At 53.2% G+C, this 16545-nt stretch carries 13 protein-coding genes; 7 read left to right on the forward strand and 6 right to left on the reverse strand.

Translation table 11 applies throughout. The features are described from left to right. Positions 1-88: 88 nt before the first annotated feature. From ABJI30_RS01620 to ABJI30_RS01635, 4 genes are read left to right on the forward strand one after another with little or no spacing between them, the layout of a single operon-like run. Positions 89-2539 (forward strand): NAD(P)-binding domain-containing protein, encoded by a 2451-nt coding sequence (locus tag ABJI30_RS01620; RefSeq protein ID WP_348015148.1) that lies wholly within the window; start codon positions 89-91, stop codon positions 2537-2539. Continuing rightward, positions 2539-3420, forward strand: a complete 882-nt coding sequence (locus tag ABJI30_RS01625) for a hypothetical protein (RefSeq protein WP_348015149.1) — start codon at positions 2539-2541, stop codon at positions 3418-3420. Before ABJI30_RS01620 ends, ABJI30_RS01625 begins: the two co-directional genes overlap by 1 nt. Positions 3421-3435: 15 nt before the next feature. Further along, positions 3436-5241 carry a cytochrome c3 family protein gene (locus tag ABJI30_RS01630; protein ID WP_348015150.1) on the forward strand — a complete coding sequence of 602 codons (1806 nt, stop codon included), beginning with the start codon at positions 3436-3438 and terminating at the stop codon, positions 5239-5241. 51 nt (positions 5242-5292) lie between these two features. Beyond that, on the forward strand, positions 5293-6141 hold the full coding sequence (locus ABJI30_RS01635; protein ID WP_348015151.1) for a phosphodiesterase: 849 nt from the start codon (positions 5293-5295) through the stop codon (positions 6139-6141). A gap of 24 nt (positions 6142-6165) precedes the next feature. Here ABJI30_RS01635 and ABJI30_RS01640 read toward each other — a convergent pair whose 3' ends face one another. Next, positions 6166-6609, reverse strand: coding sequence for a hypothetical protein (locus ABJI30_RS01640; protein ID WP_348015152.1), 444 nt, complete (start codon positions 6607-6609; stop codon positions 6166-6168). 256 nt (positions 6610-6865) lie between these two features. On the opposite strand from ABJI30_RS01640, the gene ABJI30_RS01645 reads away from it, so the two are divergent. After that, on the forward strand, positions 6866-8647 hold the full coding sequence (locus ABJI30_RS01645; RefSeq protein WP_348015153.1) for a hypothetical protein: 1782 nt from the start codon (positions 6866-6868) through the stop codon (positions 8645-8647). 45 nt (positions 8648-8692) lie between these two features. On the opposite strand, the gene ABJI30_RS01650 is transcribed toward ABJI30_RS01645, so the two are convergent. From ABJI30_RS01650 to ABJI30_RS01665, 4 genes are all read right to left on the reverse strand, one after another. Next, positions 8693-8854, reverse strand: coding sequence for a hypothetical protein (locus tag ABJI30_RS01650; protein WP_348015154.1), 162 nt, complete (start codon positions 8852-8854; stop codon positions 8693-8695). 231 nt (positions 8855-9085) lie between these two features. Next, on the reverse strand, positions 9086-9853 hold the full coding sequence (gene mddA, locus ABJI30_RS01655; RefSeq protein WP_348015155.1) for a methanethiol S-methyltransferase: 768 nt from the start codon (positions 9851-9853) through the stop codon (positions 9086-9088). Positions 9854-9929: 76 nt separating this feature from the next. Beyond that, positions 9930-10169 carry a hypothetical protein gene (locus tag ABJI30_RS01660; RefSeq protein ID WP_348015156.1) on the reverse strand — a complete coding sequence of 80 codons (240 nt, stop codon included), beginning with the start codon at positions 10167-10169 and terminating at the stop codon, positions 9930-9932. A gap of 83 nt (positions 10170-10252) precedes the next feature. Then, the gene (locus ABJI30_RS01665; RefSeq protein WP_348015157.1) at positions 10253-10642 is read right to left on the reverse strand and encodes a UrcA family protein; all 390 of its coding nucleotides are present in this window, start codon (positions 10640-10642) and stop codon (positions 10253-10255) included. A 369-nt stretch (positions 10643-11011) separates the two neighbouring features. Here ABJI30_RS01665 and ABJI30_RS01670 point away from each other — a divergent pair, with 369 nt between their 5' ends. Together ABJI30_RS01670 and ABJI30_RS01675 are read left to right on the forward strand one after the other, a co-directional pair. Continuing rightward, positions 11012-12973 carry a winged helix-turn-helix domain-containing protein gene (locus ABJI30_RS01670; protein ID WP_348015158.1) on the forward strand — a complete coding sequence of 654 codons (1962 nt, stop codon included), beginning with the start codon at positions 11012-11014 and terminating at the stop codon, positions 12971-12973. Between the two features lie 199 nt (positions 12974-13172). After that, positions 13173-15428, forward strand: a complete 2256-nt coding sequence (locus tag ABJI30_RS01675; protein WP_348015159.1) for a M3 family metallopeptidase — start codon at positions 13173-13175, stop codon at positions 15426-15428. Between the two features lie 63 nt (positions 15429-15491). On the opposite strand, the gene ABJI30_RS01680 is transcribed toward ABJI30_RS01675, so the two are convergent. Further along, the gene (locus tag ABJI30_RS01680) at positions 15492-16445 is read right to left on the reverse strand and encodes an MBL fold metallo-hydrolase (protein ID WP_348015160.1); all 954 of its coding nucleotides are present in this window, start codon (positions 16443-16445) and stop codon (positions 15492-15494) included. Positions 16446-16545: the final 100 nt, after the last annotated feature.

Genomic DNA, 16545 nt, shown 5'->3' on the forward strand with positions numbered 1-16545 from the left:
CTATAGCCAGAAAGATTGCTGAACTTGGTCGTAGAAGCGCATGAGGGAGCGCGGACCGGGAAGAGCAAGGGGGGGGGATTGCGAGCGCGTGTCTGACACTTATCGAGTTGCCATAGTCGGATCCGGACCTGCGGGCATGAGCGCCGCTGGACGCGCTGCGCAACTGAAACTCAAGCACATATTGCTCGAAAAAACGGATCACCTGTCCGACACGATCTACAAATATCAAAAGGGCAAACATGTCATGGCGACGCCCAGCCAGCTGGTCTTGCGCTCCGACATGGATTTTGATGCGGGCAAGCGCGAAGCCATTCTCGGCACATGGGATGAGCAGACTGCGGCTTGCGAAGTCAATGTGCAGTATAATGCCGAGCCGGTGAAAATAGAGGGCGAAGAAGGCAATTTTACCATCACCTTGAAAAATGGAGATACGGTCAAGGCGGAAACCATCGTCATGGCTATCGGAACCCAAGGCAACCCCAATCTGATGCGCTGTCCGGGCGGTGACAACAAGCTGGTTCAATATCAACTGGATGATCCCGGCGAATATTATGACGAGCACATAACGGTGATTGGCTCCGGTGATGCGGGTATCGAAAACGCGCTGGGTCTGGCTGCCGATGCCGCACAAAATAACATCGTGACTATCCTCAACCGTTCGGCTGAGTTTGCCCGCGCCAAAAAAGCCAATGTCAAACTGCTGATGGAAGCAGGAGAGCAGGGCAAAGTAATGGTCCGCAACGAAACCACTCCGGCAGAAGTCAAGGATGGTGAACTGGTTCTGGAAACACGCGACGGGCAGGAAACGATCAAATGCGACCGGATTATCGCCCGCATGGGATCCGCCCCTCCTCGCAAGTTCGTTGAAGAATGCGGGATCGAATTTACCAGCGAAGACCGCGAGGCCTATCCCAAGCTCACCCCCGCTTTTGAGAGCACCAAGAAGGGGATTTATGTCATTGGCGCGCTGGCCGGTTATCCTCTGATCAAGCACTGCATGAATCAGGGCTATGATGTGATCGAGTTTATCAACGGCAACAAGGATCTCAAGCCCGCCGATGAACCGATATTGGAAAAGAAATTTGCCGGATTGCCGGGCGGGAAATCCGTCGATGAGTGGCTTGAGTTTTTCCGTGAGCGCGTGTCTATCCTCAACGAACTGTCTCCTTTGCAGATGCGCGAATTCATGCTCGACAGTGAAGCACTGCGCTTTCGCAAAGGCGAGCAGGTGTTTGAACGCAACGCACCGGGCTCTTCGCTATTTGCAATTGCTGACGGATCGGTTGCAGTTGAAATTGATCCGCATGACAGCTCAAAGACAGTGGGCATTGAAGAAGGATCGATCTTTGGTGAAGTCGGCCTGATTTCCGGGCGACGTCGCGGAGCGACGATCAATGCGGCACAGGACCTGATCGTGATTGAGGTGTCGCGCACAGCAGCGTTGAAATTGATGGCATCGGTTCCTGCGGCCAAGCGCGCTGTGACGCGGATATCAACCGAACGGCAGCTGTTGCAGATGTTCGGCTCTGGCCTGACCAAGGAAGATATTGGCGAAGTCGTCGAGACCAGCGAGATCATGAATGTCCATGCGGGCGAAACGATTATCAACGAAGGCGAGGATGGCAACGATATCTACGTCATTCGCGTCGGTTCGATGGTGGTGGAAAAGGAAATTGGCGGCAAACCGGTGTTTATGTCGTATCTGCCCGCGGGTTCTTATGTCGGTGAAATGGCCCTGATTGCTGGCGGATTACGCACGGCAACGGTGCGGGCGGCGATCAAGTCGGAAGTGATCAAAATTCAGGGCGATGCTTTCAAGGCAGTGCTCGACAAGCATCCGGATCTCTTGCGCCGGGCGAAGAAGGACATGGCCGCGCGCCAGGATGTCAACGCGTTTGTCGAGGCCAAGAAGGACAGCTTTTCCGGTGTTGTGGACATGTATAGCGGTGTTGCCAATTTCCTCGTCGATAACGGGATTGGCGAAGCAACCGATGTGCTGCTGATTGACGAAAATCTGTGTGTGGGTTGTGATAATTGCGAGAAAGCCTGTGCTGACAGCCATGAAGGGCTGAGCCGGCTGGATCGGGAAGCGGGACGGACCTATGCGCATCTGCATGTCCCGACCAGCTGCCGGCACTGCGAGCATCCGCACTGCATGTCCGATTGTCCGCCCGATGCCATTCATCGCGGTCCGGATGGGGAAGTATTTATCGATGACACCTGCATCGGTTGCGGCAATTGCCAGCGCTATTGCCCTTATGGCGTGATCCGCATGGACAAGGTGCCGCCCAAAAAGCCAGGCATATTAAACTGGTTGCTGTTCGGCTTTGGCCCCGGGCCCGGTGAACCGGACAAACAATGGACTGCTGAGAACAGCGATCCTGATGTCGAGAAGCCCAAAAAGGCAATTAAATGCGACATGTGTGCCGGGATTCACGGCGGACCGGCCTGCGTTCGGGCCTGTCCTACCGGTGCAGCCATCCGTGTAGCTCCGGAAGAATTTCTGACCGTCGCCAAGCTTGAGCAGGAAGACGCATAATGGCTTCTGTTCCAGCTCCAGGCAGTGGCGGCCGCAAAAAAGTCGCGATGCACGACGGCTTTTTAAAGCATGCCGGTTATCGCTGGTTGAAAATCGCTTCTGCAATCATGTTGATTGCGATTGTCATCTATCTCTTCATCGACGTTTCTCCGCGGCACAATGGCGGCAGCTGGTATGGCTATACGCTTGGCACAATTGGCGCGCTCCAGATCCTTTGGCTGACGTTGCTCGGTGTGCGCAAACGCGCCATGACGCCGGGTAGCTGGTCGCTCAAGGCGTGGACGTCGGCACATATCTATCTCGGGCTCAGCCTGATCGTGATCGGGACGCTGCATACGGGTTTCCAGTTTGGCTGGAACATCCATACAGCGGCTTATGCATTCATGATGATCGTCATCATCTCTGGCATATTCGGGATCTGGTTTTACGCCACCATCCCGCAGGCACTGTCTGACAATCGCGATGAAATGACCGAAACGCAGATGCTGGAAAGCCTCCGTTCGCTGGACCGGCAGTTGCATGAAGCCGCGCAGCCTTTGTCCGCAGAGCACGCGTCTCTGGTGCTCCAGTCTCTCGAGCAAGACCCTTTTGGTGGCGGATTTTTTCGCCGGATATCAGGCAAATACCCGAATTGCGCTACCCGCCGTGCGCAGGCTGATCTGAGGCACGAACGTGCCTATCAGCCTCGCATGGGGGGAGATGATCCGCTCGACAAGGTCGATGCCCTGCTGCAGAAAAAAGAGGCGACACTTGCCCGCGTGCGCCGCCACCTCCGACTGAAAGCCTTGTTACAGGTGTGGCTATTCATCCACGTTCCAACGACATTCGCCCTGATCGCAACTCTTTCGGCGCATATCATCAGCGTCTTTTTCTACTGGTAGGCGGGAGATAATAACATGACCTTTATCGTCCGCCAGATTGCCGTCACTGCCGATGGCCGCGAGATAATTCGCGCCAATCCTTTTGCTGATCCGCAGATCGGCGTCGGTCGTAACGCTGAAAACGCCATTCACTTGCCGGATCTTGCGGTTAATCCGGAACATGCTGTCATCCGGCGGCTCGACGACGGCCAGATCGAGATTGAAAGCATTTCGGGTCAGAAATTCTCGATTGATGGCCGGGACAAGATGTCCGCGACGGTCGAACCCGCGAAGGGTGCAGAGCTTGGCTTTGGCGGCCATGTGATTACGGTCAGTCAGGATAGCGAGGACGTTATTCTGACCGTAAAACGCGTCGAAGCCCTCTCAGATTCCGCAGAGGACCGCGAAGAGGGTGCTCTGTATACATTGAAAGGCCTGCTCCCCGGCAAACGGATCAGTGCCTGGAGTTTTGTCGGCTTGGCGCTTGCAGCTTTTCTGATCTGGCCGATCTATACCTGGGCGACCTATCGCGGTGTTGAGGAGCGGCCGGATCAATTCCACGCCGACACCATGTGGTCATCCGGCGCGCTCAGCGATGCCCATCACAGTCTGGAGGGGGATTGTCAGGCGTGTCATGTCGATGCGTTCGTAACCGTGACTGACAAAACCTGCCTCAACTGTCATGAAGATGATGCGCACGATCATGCCAAACCGGACCGGTTGCTCACCGCGATGGGTGATCCTGAGGGGCTGGAACGGGTTAGCGCGGCGTTCGCGGCGGCCTTTAACAAGCCGCGTGGCAGGTGTGTCGAATGTCACACCGAGCATGAAGGCGAGGGTGCTATGCAACCAACTGCGCAAAAATTTTGTGCGGATTGTCATGATGGACTGGATGAACGTTTGATCGATACGAAGCTTGAAAATGCGTCCGATTTTGGCATTGCACATCCCCAGTTCCGTCCTGCGATTTTGCTCAAACCCGGCGGCAAGGCACCGCCCCGCAAGCGAATTTCGCTGGATGACAAGCCTACCGAATATAATGGTCTCAAATTTCCGCATGATGTCCATTTGTCCAAGACCGGCGGTGTCGCGCAAATGGGCCGGCGATTGTCGAGCAAGTTCGGGTTCGGGCCATCGATGGTGTGTGCCGATTGCCACACGCCCGATGCCGATGGCGTGCGTTTCAAACCGGTCGATATGAAAGAGGATTGCAGCATGTGCCACAGCCTCGCCTTTGACGAGATTGGCGGGACAGTCCGGACGTTGCGACATGGCGAACCGGCGATGGTGAGGGCGGATCTGCGCGCCTATTATCGCTCGACAGGGCCAACCAGGCCGATTAATCTTGGCGGCATGAAGCGCCGGCGCCCCGGCGACAATAACGAAGTACGGGTTGCCAGCGACTATGCCCGCGCCGTGCAATTCCGCCCCAGCCGCGCCAATCTGGCAATCAGTGAGGTTTTCTCGCGTGGCGGGGCGTGTTTTGATTGTCATGGAGTCACGCCGCCCACTTCACGCAGCGCGGTAGACTATGGGATCAAGCCGGTCACGCAGACTGATCGTTACATGCACAAGGGCTGGTTCAGCCATGACGCGCATAATGATGAAGATTGCACATCATGTCACAATGCTGAATCATCAAATGATGCCCGTGATTTGCTGTTACCTGGCATCAAGACATGCCGCGAATGTCATGGCGGTGAATTTCAGACGACTTCGGACGTTCCGTCCAGTTGTGCGATGTGCCATGATTATCATGCAGACGATGGTGCGCCCTGGCTGAGCAAGGAGCTGCGCAAGGATAAACAGAAGAAGCCGGACAAGAATATTGCTGGCCAGTAACGAACGAATATTGCCCGTCGCCTTATGCGGCCAAATCGAGGAGGTGCGCCTATGTTGATGGCGCAGATAACAGATATCCATTTGGGTTTCGATCCGGACAATCCGGCGGAATTTAATCGCAAACGCCTCGATCAGGCGCTGCAACAGATTTGTGCGATGACGCCGCAGCCCGACGTCTTGCTGGCCACCGGCGATCTCGTTGATCGCGGTGACCAGGATAGCTATAAACGCCTCGAAAATGCGCTGTCTGTAATTCCTTTCCCGGTCTACATGTGTCTCGGCAATCATGATCTGCGCGGACCGTTTCAAACTCAGTTTCCCGAAGTCCCGTCCGTCGACGGTTTCGTGCAATATGAAGTTGATGACGGACCGTTGCGCTTGCTGTTCCTTGATACACTGGAAGAAGGCCGTCACGGCGGAGCATTTTGCGATGTGCGGGCAAGCTGGCTGAAAGAGCGACTGGCGGAAAAGCAGGACAAGCCGACAGTGCTGGTATTTCATCATCCTCCGGTTGAGTCCGGCATTGCATGGATGAACACACATCCCGATGAACCATGGGTTGGAAAACTGAGGGATACCATCGCCGGACATGATCAGATCAAAGCGATGATAACGGGGCATTTGCACCGCAATATATCGACATTCTTCGAAGGGGCGAGCCTCTCTGTCTGCGCCTCAACCGCGCCGCAGGTAGCCTTCGATCTCGCGCCGATTGATCCGGAAAATCCCGACGGACGGAACATGATTGTCGCGGATCCCCCTGCCATTGCCATTCACTGGTGGAATGGTCAGCAGCTGGTCAGTCATTTTGAAACAGCAGAAGAGCATGTCATGCTCGCGCGCTATGACGAGAATCTGCAGCCGCTGGTGCGCGCCCTGCTGGCCGAACGACCGGAATAGCGTTCCGCATTCTATTGGCTGTGGTTATTTTTCGATAGTGAAGGAGTCCGTACCGGCAGGTTCAGGCCCGATCTTTTGGAACAGGCTCTCCATATGTTTGAGCCCCTTATTGGTCAGAACTACCAAAGTCCGATCACCATCCTGTTCAGTCACAAATCCGTCACTGGCAAGCATTTTGACATAGCGTGTCACAAGCCTGCGCGAAACCTGCGAGTTCCGACCAAGGATATCGAATTTCAGTTTGTCGCCGCGTCCATGAGCCTGATAAAGTTCCAGCAGCACGTCCCACGCGTTGTAGGAAAAATATTCTCTCGGAAACAGGGCATCCCTCTCCCTGCGGGAATCCAGAATGACTTTATTCAAATCAAGATTGGTCGGATTTTCCGAACGACTGCCCGCCTCCAACTGGTTGAGACGCATTTCGATTCTTTCGAGCGTGGGTTGAATGTCATTCTCGTGTTTAGCCACTATGCGTTCCGATCAACAACAACTCCTACAATCGATATGACGGCCAAATAAGCGGCCGATGCCCTGGATAGGCTTCCCGAAATATTGTTATTTGATTGTTGCGGAGGTTCATACTGAAACGGTAGCTTGTTACAGTTTCATTTTCGCATTGATACTGTAACAATGAACTGGCAAAAGCGTTAAAAATCAGGGGCTATCGCGACAATCCCCTTTTCGTCACAAGTGTGCAACAGACCCGGAATTTGCTTCGAAAATCATGACCTTCACCCGAACAGAAATTGAGGCGCAGGCGGAGCGTATTCTGCAGCATTCGATGTTTCGGGGAGCGAAAAGAATTTCGAGTCTGTTCAGCTACATTATAGCCCAAAACCTCAAAGGTAAGGATCAGGCGCTTAATGGAATTACCATTGCGCAAGATGTCTTTGACAAGAACGAAGATTTCGATCCGGCCAATGATGCGAGTGTACGCGTCAGCGTTGCTCGATTGCGCAAAACGCTGGACGAATATTACAGAACTGCGGGCGCGAATGACCCGTTGATCATATCTATCCCCAAAGGCAGCTATGCGGCCGCCTTCCAATTTGGGCACGCAGGTTCAGAAATTGAAACAGGATCGCGACACCCGAATGGAATCTCTCACACTCGCCATCAGTGGCTAAACTGGGCTGTTGTTCTGTTGCTGGCCGGGATTATTCTTGCCCCTCTCTATTCCGGGCTGGGCGGTTATTTTCGGGAAGCAGATGAGGCTTCGGTTGAAGATCCGGTAAATCTTGCCGGCATCAGCCGATATCCAATTGTGGCTGTACTGCCGTTTGATAATCTCACAAACAATCCGAAATACGACAATTTGCAGGTCGGTTTTCAACGGCAATTGTCGCAGGACCTCTATCGCTTCCGGGTGATTAAAGTGGTGCAGATTGACGATGAGAATTCTCCCGCTAGTCAGACAGCAAACTACAAGATTTCCGGAACAATCAGGAGCTTTGAGCCAGAAATAGATCTGGTCATCAGGTTGACCGACACGCAAACCGATCAGTTGATATTCGAAAAACAGGTCCGCCGCGGTGTCGAAGGCCCGCAATATGTTGACGCGCTTGTCGACATATCATCGGAAATCAGTGGCAGACTGGCAGGCACTCAGGGTGCAATACTCGAAAGCCAGATGGCAAAGATAAAACAGCGGCTGGGCGATGAAGAATTTCTGCTCAATCAGCCCAGTGCCTTTGTATGCTTCTCCCAATATGAGGATTATGCTTCAAATATCACTGTCGAAGGGCATCAGGCGACGGCCAAATGTCTCAAAGAGGAGCTGGAAAGAAATCCTGACGATTCGACACTGCTGGCGGCGCAAGGCCGCTTTTTTACCCTGCTGGGCTATATGAACGCCAACCCGGAACTAAAGAGCCGTCATCCTGTTTTCCAGCATATCGAAATCGATCCCGGCATCACCGAAGCCGATGGTGTAGCAATGGCCAAAAAAGCCACAAAACTCGATCCGGCAAACGACATTGCGCTCGGCTATCTGGCCGATATCCAGATGGGTGTCGGAGATACTTCCGGCGCATATTTGACTTTGAAACAGGCGATGGCTGCCAATCGGGGCAATCCAAACCATATCGCAAATTATGCGATGATCCTGAGCTATATGGGGGAATGGGACGAAGCGCTCAACAGCGCCAACGAGGCGATATTGCGAGACCCCCATCCCAGATTTTACTACTACATGCCTCATTTCTATCGAGCCATTATTGATCAGGATGGAGAGCAGGCCACCATACAACTCGCGAATATCAAGGGCACGTTTTATAACGCCAGTGGTCTGTTTTTGAGTGACATATTGACGTTCCTCACCGCTTGCGTGAACAAGGATCACGCTGTGCTCAATGAACTCAGGCCCAAGATACAGGAACAATTGTCGAAAACACCTGGCGATCCATTCAGCATTTTCAAATTATATGGCGGATCGGAAGAGATTTTTGACGCGTTCGAGCGTGAAGTGAAGCTTGCGGGGATAGTTTTGGAGCAACCCGACACCTGATCCGGGCGGTTGTTGCGATACCGCGTGCGGCAAGTTAAATCATCGCTAGCTAAGCTGGTCGGATTCCGTTCGGGGTTCGGATGGTTCCAGCATCTCGATGGTTTCGACAATTTTGATGGCCGGGGCATGCATGTTAAACTCATCCAGTTTTTCAAGTACCTGGTAGAGCGTCTGGACGACCTCAGAGAGCTCCGCATCTTTACCCATTCACTCTTTTTCCTTCCTGCGATCGTCAATCGCAACAAACAGATGCTCGAGTCTGAGAACTCGCGAAAACCGCACCGCATCTCAATGTCCAAAGCTATAGCATTTTCAGGGAGTTGGGCAAGCTGACAGGGTTGTCGGCGGTTGAGCTTATGACTGGATATCTGCCCGACTTGACGAGAACAACCAGAATGGGATGAACCGGGCCATTCCTGGCCCGGTTCATCCGCTATGTCAGGACCGCAATTCCGCTTTTCGAGCTTGTGGTCGAGGTTTTTTCCCAAAGCGTGGCATCAGCATGGGAACCCGTTTGCGGTAACTGCGATAGTCATCACCGATGGCATCGACCAGATCCCGCTCCTCCAGTCGAATGGCGATTAGGATATAGGCGGTTGTCATCAGGCAAAAGAGCAAATGCGCCATGGTCATCACCGGGGTTGCCCAGAATATCATCAACCAGCCCACATAGATCGGGTGGCGGACATGGCTGTAAAGGCCGGGTTCACGGAACTCAAGCCGCGTATAGGGCTTGCGCTGGAAATGCAGCCAGACCTGACGCAGTCCGAAAAGATCGAAATGGTTGATCAGACAAGTTGCGTAGAACAAGATGCCCCATCCTACGAAATATGTCGCCATGATGATGGCGTTCCAAGGTTCATCGGAAACTTCCCAAATCATTCCGCCCATCGGCCGCCACAACGCGAACAATGCGATCATTGCCAGATTGGAGAACAGAACATAGGTTGCTCTTTCCGCTGGTTCGGGCACGATTTTTGTCCACATTTTCTTGAATGCAGGCCGCGCCATTACACTGTGCTGTACGGCAAACAGGCCGAGCAATCCGACATTGATGGCAAGCGCAGTCCAGACGGAACTGGTTGGCTCTGCATCTATGGAATTGGGAACGAAGATGTTTCCAAGAAACCCGATGGCGTAAAGAAAGACACCGAGGAAAGTGGCATAGCTGAATATGCCATAGGCGAGAATAAGTATGCGTGACATGTTTATCTCCTTTTCGTGAGAAGGTTTGGAATCCGGGATTGAGTTTGACTCTGGGTACAACCGGCTCTGGAGCCAGCTATGGAAGCCACCACATTTTGGTGAATGCTGATTGCCAGGGTCGGGAAGAATGGGTGCGACTGGCCTGCCAGTACGCGTCCAGTTGCTCCCGCTGGCTGTTGTCATTCGCAGGTGCGACCGTTGGAAGGACCGCAGTATCGTGACTGTGAGCCATGTCATATCCGGGCCCGGCAAAGCCGGTTTCCGGTTTCGTGGTCAGTTCCCGGCGTTTGGCGAGATTGTGATTGGTATTTGACATGAGCTTTCTCCTTGATCCAGCCTCCCCACCCCTCTGCACCCAGGATATGGGGCAAGGGTTTGGGAAGGCTGGTTTGCCGGGAATTACTGAACCAGTGTTGCCAGTTGTGATTTGCCGGAGACCTGTTCCATGGCCAGGTGGACCGCATCGGAAATGCAACGTTTTTCACGACGCGCATTGGCGATACCCGCCAGGCCACCGGTCACGCACATCTCGCGCGCTGCGATTTTTATGCGATGTTTCAGTCGTACTTTGTCCTTCGGCCGCGCCAGATTCAGGTCGCCGATACGAACCTGTCGGGAAACGGTTTCAACTTTCGGATTAGAGGTTTCAGCAGCCATTGCCTGACTTGGGAATAATGTACCAACGCTGGCAAAAAGCGTGGCTGTTGCCAGTGAAGCAATGATCCAGTGACGCTGGCTCTTCAATGAAAAGCGTTTGTCTGAGTTCGATACGGTTTGTGTGTTCAACATGATTATTTCCTTTGATTTGTTCATTAATAAATATTTGCGTTCCGAGACTGCACCCGAGGCTGGGCATCGATTGATGTGCGATCTCGTTGACAAGGTTTATGGGGGAGGGAATTCTGTAAGTCCTGTGGCGGAGCTGATTTGATTCTGAATTCTCGAATTTTCGTTCATCAAAATTATGATGAATTATAGTACAATTATATCAGTTACTTAATGATCGATTTGACGATTGCGGCATCGCTGTATATTCTGAGGGAATTCTGAGCCGGGCGTATATGGGGCAAAAACTGCAACATTTTTGTGGTCAGTAATTGACTGCGATCGAGCCAGTTTCGAGCCCCTTCAGTTGGGGGGCTGGGAAAGCGATTTTTGATGGCTGAACGTTATTTGCAAGCTGGCTCCATTCGACTTGATCGCAATGATGAGCGTCTGTGGAAGGATGGGGCTCCAGTCTCGCTCGGTCAAAAGTCTTTTGCGATCATCAAGGTCCTGATGGAAAATCCGCAAACACTGATTACCAAGGATGAGCTGTTCGAACGCGTCTGGCCTGATCTTGCGGTATCGGATGCCGTACTGACAACTGCGATCAAGGAACTCCGCCAGGCTCTTGGGGACAATGCCAGGGCTCCATCCATCGTCGAAACGGTCTATGGCCGAGGTTACAGGTTTCTGTTGGCCGTGGAACAGCATAGTGCTGATCCAGCTGACCCTGTCACCGGGCAGCAGACACCCAGCAGCGAAAATATCGCACAATCTGACAAACCAAAACCGAGAGCATATGGCGTTATTAACCGCTGGTCGGTTCTGGCGTTGGCGCTGGCACTGATTGTATCAACCATTTGGTTCGGGCAAAATTCATCAGTACAGTCGGCAGGATCCGCAGCCGACAAGTTGAACCCGAAATCGATTGCGGTCATGCCCTTTGCCGACTTTTCAGCGGACAGGGACCAGCAATGGTTCGCGGATGGACTGACGGAAGAAATATTGACGGGACTTGCGAGAACACCCGACTTGCGAGTTGCATCACGTACCGCAACAACCCGGCTGCGCGACAGCAATCTGGATGTCAGGGAAGCAGCAAAATCCTTGAATGTTGCTAATATTCTGGATGGTTCGGTCCGCCGTTCCGGAGATCATTTCAGAGTGACGGTGGCTTTGATGCGTGCATCGGACGGCGTGGAACTATGGTCGCGAAATTACGATCGCACCGAGCATGACATTATCTCGATGCAGGAGAATATCGCTTATGACATCGCAGTTGCGCTGAAAACGGTAATGGATCCCGCAAAACTGCGCGCGATGGTCAATCGCGGTACAAAATCCGTGGAGGCCTATGAGGCCTATTTGCGCGGAGTTGCCTTTGAACAGCAAAGCTCGGTCGACGGAAATTTCGACTCCGTTATTGATGCAGCCGAATCCTTTGAAGAAGCACGCAAGCTGGATCCGAATTTTGCTGAAGCCCATTGGCGTTCCGCGCAATATTGGTTTGGCAAGGCCACACGCGTCAACACCTCCGCGGTCTGGGATGCCAAGCATAATGAAGCCGACCGGCTCGAACAATATTTCATTCGTGTGGATGATGCCATTGCTGCCAGCAAGGACGCAACGGAGCGACTGAAATATGAAGCCAATCGTGCTTTGATGCAGTTGAAGTTTGAGGAATCCTTTGCCCTAATGACACGTTATCTGAAAGCCCGACCCCGTGATATCGATGCCTGGGAAGATATCGGTGAAATCTCGGCTTATGCAGGCAAGAGAGACTGGGTTCGGCGCGCAGCAGAGCGGGTGCAAACCCTGTCTATCGAAGAGGGAGCGCCGCGATCACGTGCTATTACGATGACAACGCTCTCCCTGGATTTCGAACATGCGGCTCCACGCGCGAAGGAACAGTTGAAACTGCGGCGAGGTCACGCGATGACCGAATATCAGGCTCACAGGGCGCTGATTTGGTCAGGACAACCTGCTGAAGCCCGCAAAATTCTGGATCGCCTGACCCAGTCAAAACTGCCAGAGATCAACATGACACTGGCGAGAATGCGGCAGGCCTGTGCCGAGAAGAATATCAATGAGGCGCGAAAACTGGCGGATCAGGTTTATGCCTCCCCGGATACAACAGGAAAGTGGCAGGTCGCACAGATGATGGGAGACAGCGATCGTGCGAAAGCTATCCTGCAACCTCTGGATCATCCTGAACGGCTGCCAACACTGGTGCAATACATGACCTACCCGAGTTTCGATGCGAATGTTTATCCGGTCCTGAGGGATACGCTCGCACGAGATGGCACCAACCGCCCAGAGGCAATCTCGATGCCCTATGCCTGCAAGTCGACCTGAGCTTGAAATGGCGGATATCGTCCAAGTTGTCGTTCATCGACACGTGAGTGCTGTTCGTCTAAAAGATAATATCAAACGCAACCTTTATTGCCTCTGGCGCGCTGTTTTTGTCTAGTGCCATGCTGTATGCAGACTCGAGCGATTTCGAGTTAAAACCATGCGCCTGACAGGGGGCACAGAATTTTTGGAGAGACGTACAATGCGATTTTCACTGACCAGCCGCAAATTTTTCCTTGGCGTATCGACCGCTGTATTACTCGGTGTCGGAGCCAGTCCGGCAATGGCGGATAATCACGGGAAAAAGATGACAACCGCGGATCTGAACCGGATGAGCGCCAATGGAAATAGCGGAATGAAAAAGACATCAAACGACGTGGCCGAAAACTCAGTCCTGCAGACGTGGACCGGGCCCTATGATGGTGTGCCGCCCTGGGATGAAGTCAAGGTTTCCGATTTCCCCTATGCATTTGAAAAGGCCATGGCTGATACCAAGGCAGAATTTGTCGCTGTCCGTGACAATCCCGAACCGGCAACTTTTGAAAATACTACACTCAAGCTGGAATTGGCCGGCAACGGAATGAACGAGCTTTTCTCGATTTGGGGTGTGCATTCCAGCAATCTGTCCAACGATGAAGTCAGGAAAATCCAGGGTGAATGGCTACCCAAGGTCTCCGCCTTCTTCAATGAGCTGACCCTCGATCCGAAAATTTTGCAACGCTACAAGGCGGTCTATGACAGCCGAATGGAGGCTGGCCTGAATGCCGAGCAACTGCGTCTTGTCGAGCGGGACTATGAAGGTTTGGTGCGCAATGGCGCATTGCTGGAAGGCGATGCGAAAAAGGAACTGATCCGTCTAAACACCGAGATAGCGAAAGCCTTTAACGAATTTTCGAATAAAGTGCTCGCTGACGAAGAAACATATATCTACCTGGTCGATGAGTCAGAAATTGTCGGACTGCCAGACAGTTTTGTTGCGTCAATCCGCGCAGCGGCGGTAGCTCAGAACAAAAGAGGCTGGGCCCTTAAGAATACGCGTTCGGTGATGCAGCCGTTTCTGCAGAATTCGACGCGCCGCGATCTGCGTGAAAAGGTCTATAACGCCTATATAAACCGTGGCGATAATGGTGATGCGAACGACACCAACGCAACCATCGCGAAAATCCTGAAGATACGAGCCGAACGCGCCGCTGTACTGGGTTTCAAAACCCATGCCCATTATCGCATGGATGACACCATGGCGAAAACCCCGGAAGCGGCGATGGACCTGATGATGAAAGTCTGGCCGGCGGCTGTCGCGCGGGTAAAAGAAGAAGTGGCTGACATGCAGGAAGTCGCTGATGCCGAAGGCGCTGGCATCACCATCGCGCCGTGGGATTATCGTTTTTACGCAGAAAAGGTTCGCAAAGCGAAATATGATCTCGATGAAGCCGAGATCAAACCTTATTTCAAACTCGACAACATGGTCGATGCGATGTTTGATGCTGCCGACAAACTATATGGCATGACCTTCACCGACAATACCGGCAGTGTGCCCGTGTTTGATCCTGAAGTGCGGACGTTCGAAGTGAAGCGTGGCGACAAGCTGGTTGGCTTGTTCTATCTCGACAATTTTGCCCGTGAAGGCAAGCGGTCAGGCGCGTGGATGACCACGTATCGCAGTCAATATGATCTCGGCGGCAAGAACAAATATGTATTGGCATCGAACAACAACAACTTTGTCAAAGGTGGTGAAGGACAACCGACTTTGATCAGTCTCGACGATGCTTCGACTTTGTTCCACGAATTTGGTCATGCGCTACATTATCTCAACTATGACATTACCTATCCCGGCCTCGGCGGCACACCGCGTGACTTTGTTGAATATCCGAGTCAGGTAAACGAGAACTGGTTGCTGACACGTTACGTGCTCGACAACTATGCCAAGCATGCCGAAACCGGCGAGCCGATGCCGCAGGCTCTGGTCGACAAGATCAACAAATCGAAAACGTTCAACGAGGGCTTCGCTACTGTTGAATATCTCTCATCTGCCATTGTTGACATGATGCTGCACAACCGGACGGAAGCTGTCACTGATCCTGACGCATTTGAGCGGGAAACGCTGGCGAAAATCGGCATGCCGGACGAGATTGTGATGCGGCACCGTCTGCCACAGTTCAACCACCTCTTCTCGTCTGATGCCTATTCGGCCGGTTACTACAGCTATCTCTGGTCAGAAACGATGGATGCGGATACTTGGGCAGCGTTTGAAGAGACCGGTAACCCGTGGGACGAGGAAACCGCCGAACGTTTCCGTTCCATCATTCTCTCGACCGCCAATGAAACGGATCGGAAGGAAGCCTATCGCAAGTTCCGTGGCCGTGATCCCGAGGTAAAATATATTCTCAAGAAGCGCGGTTTTCCGGTACCGGGTGAGACCGCCAGTGCAGGAAGCGGCGAGACCAGCGGCAACGACTAGAAGATATCTGCCAAAAAAACGCGCTGGCCCTCGCGGGTTGGCGCGTTTTTTTGTGAGAGGTGCCTATTCAATTAGCGGATAGCAGCTGAGGTCGTCTGCAAATTCGACTGGACCATCAAAATTTTCCCGGATTGCTGCGATGACTGCATCTCCGTCATCAAGAGCACGCTGCATGTGATGGGTCAGGACAAGCTTTTTCGCTCCGGCAATGGCGGCGGCATTGCCGATCGAAAGGCCATCGCGATGTAGCCCGCGCGGCTGTCCGTCTGCCATCGAAATGGCGTTGTGCATCACCATGATATCCGGCAGGCCGTTGCGCGTGGCATTTTCAAACTCTTCGCTGAGAAAGCTTTGATCTCCGGCGAACAGGAGCCGTTTGCCCTTGCTGCGAACAACAAAGGCCAGCGCGGGCACTTCGAGATGCTTCACGGCGATCGCATCAATATCCACGCCGTCCTTGCGCATGACCGCTTGCAGATAGTCGCGGTTGGTGACGATGTTGCGAACAACGAGCTTCGGAAGCGGTCCGTCATCATCCAGATAGGACGACAGGTAGCGAAGCGCACCCTGCTTCCCGACAAAGGCTTCCAACAAACCGGAAGTCGAGGGAAACGCAGCAGATCCTTCCGGTCCGGCGATCAGCAGACCTTCGGTCCGCTTAGCAAAACTGCCATTGTTCAGCAGACCTGGCAATCCGCCGACATGATCGCCGTGGAAATGGGTGAGCAATATGGCGTCATGATCGGTAAACTGAGCGCCCGCTTCCGCGTGACGGATGAAGCTGCCTGGACCGGCGTCGATCACCACGCGCGCTTTGCCATCAACCCAGATGAGATTGCCTGCACCGGCACGATTATCGTCGGCAATCGGACCGCCGGACCCCATGATCTGAACGGCCAGGCTATTTGTCTGGCAGGATTTCGGATCGGCATTGACAAGGTTTCGGGATTGTTCCGGTTCAGACGTGCAGGCACCAAGCATCAGAGCAGCAGCAATCGGAAAGAGGGCAAGGCGCATCACATATCCTTGATTGATTTGTTAAATTTCGAATGTCCCGACAATAGCGCAGCCGCGCGGCATCAGCAACTTGCCGAAGTTTCGCGGATCACGTCTTGAC

This window comes from Parasphingorhabdus sp., assembly GCF_039968395.1.
Classification (GTDB): Bacteria; Pseudomonadota; Alphaproteobacteria; order Sphingomonadales; family Sphingomonadaceae; genus Parasphingorhabdus.

What these genes read in the sequence shown, in the direction of transcription:
- ABJI30_RS01630 (WP_348015150.1), top strand. Translation starts at nt 3,436, where the DNA reads ATGACCTTTATCGTCCGCCAGATTGCCGTCACTGCCGATGGCCGCGAG.
- ABJI30_RS01660 (WP_348015156.1), bottom strand. Translation starts at nt 10,169, where the DNA reads ATGTCAAATACCAATCACAATCTCGCCAAACGCCGGGAACTGACCACG.
- ABJI30_RS01650 (WP_348015154.1), bottom strand. Translation starts at nt 8,854, where the DNA reads ATGGGTAAAGATGCGGAGCTCTCTGAGGTCGTCCAGACGCTCTACCAG.
- ABJI30_RS01625 (WP_348015149.1), top strand. Translation starts at nt 2,539, where the DNA reads ATGGCTTCTGTTCCAGCTCCAGGCAGTGGCGGCCGCAAAAAAGTCGCG.
- ABJI30_RS01680 (WP_348015160.1), bottom strand. Translation starts at nt 16,445, where the DNA reads ATGCGCCTTGCCCTCTTTCCGATTGCTGCTGCTCTGATGCTTGGTGCC.
- ABJI30_RS01645 (WP_348015153.1), top strand. Translation starts at nt 6,866, where the DNA reads ATGACCTTCACCCGAACAGAAATTGAGGCGCAGGCGGAGCGTATTCTG.
- ABJI30_RS01675 (WP_348015159.1), top strand. Translation starts at nt 13,173, where the DNA reads ATGCGATTTTCACTGACCAGCCGCAAATTTTTCCTTGGCGTATCGACC.
- mddA (WP_348015155.1), bottom strand. Translation starts at nt 9,853, where the DNA reads ATGTCACGCATACTTATTCTCGCCTATGGCATATTCAGCTATGCCACT.
- ABJI30_RS01665 (WP_348015157.1), bottom strand. Translation starts at nt 10,642, where the DNA reads ATGTTGAACACACAAACCGTATCGAACTCAGACAAACGCTTTTCATTG.
- ABJI30_RS01670 (WP_348015158.1), top strand. Translation starts at nt 11,012, where the DNA reads ATGGCTGAACGTTATTTGCAAGCTGGCTCCATTCGACTTGATCGCAAT.
- ABJI30_RS01635 (WP_348015151.1), top strand. Translation starts at nt 5,293, where the DNA reads ATGTTGATGGCGCAGATAACAGATATCCATTTGGGTTTCGATCCGGAC.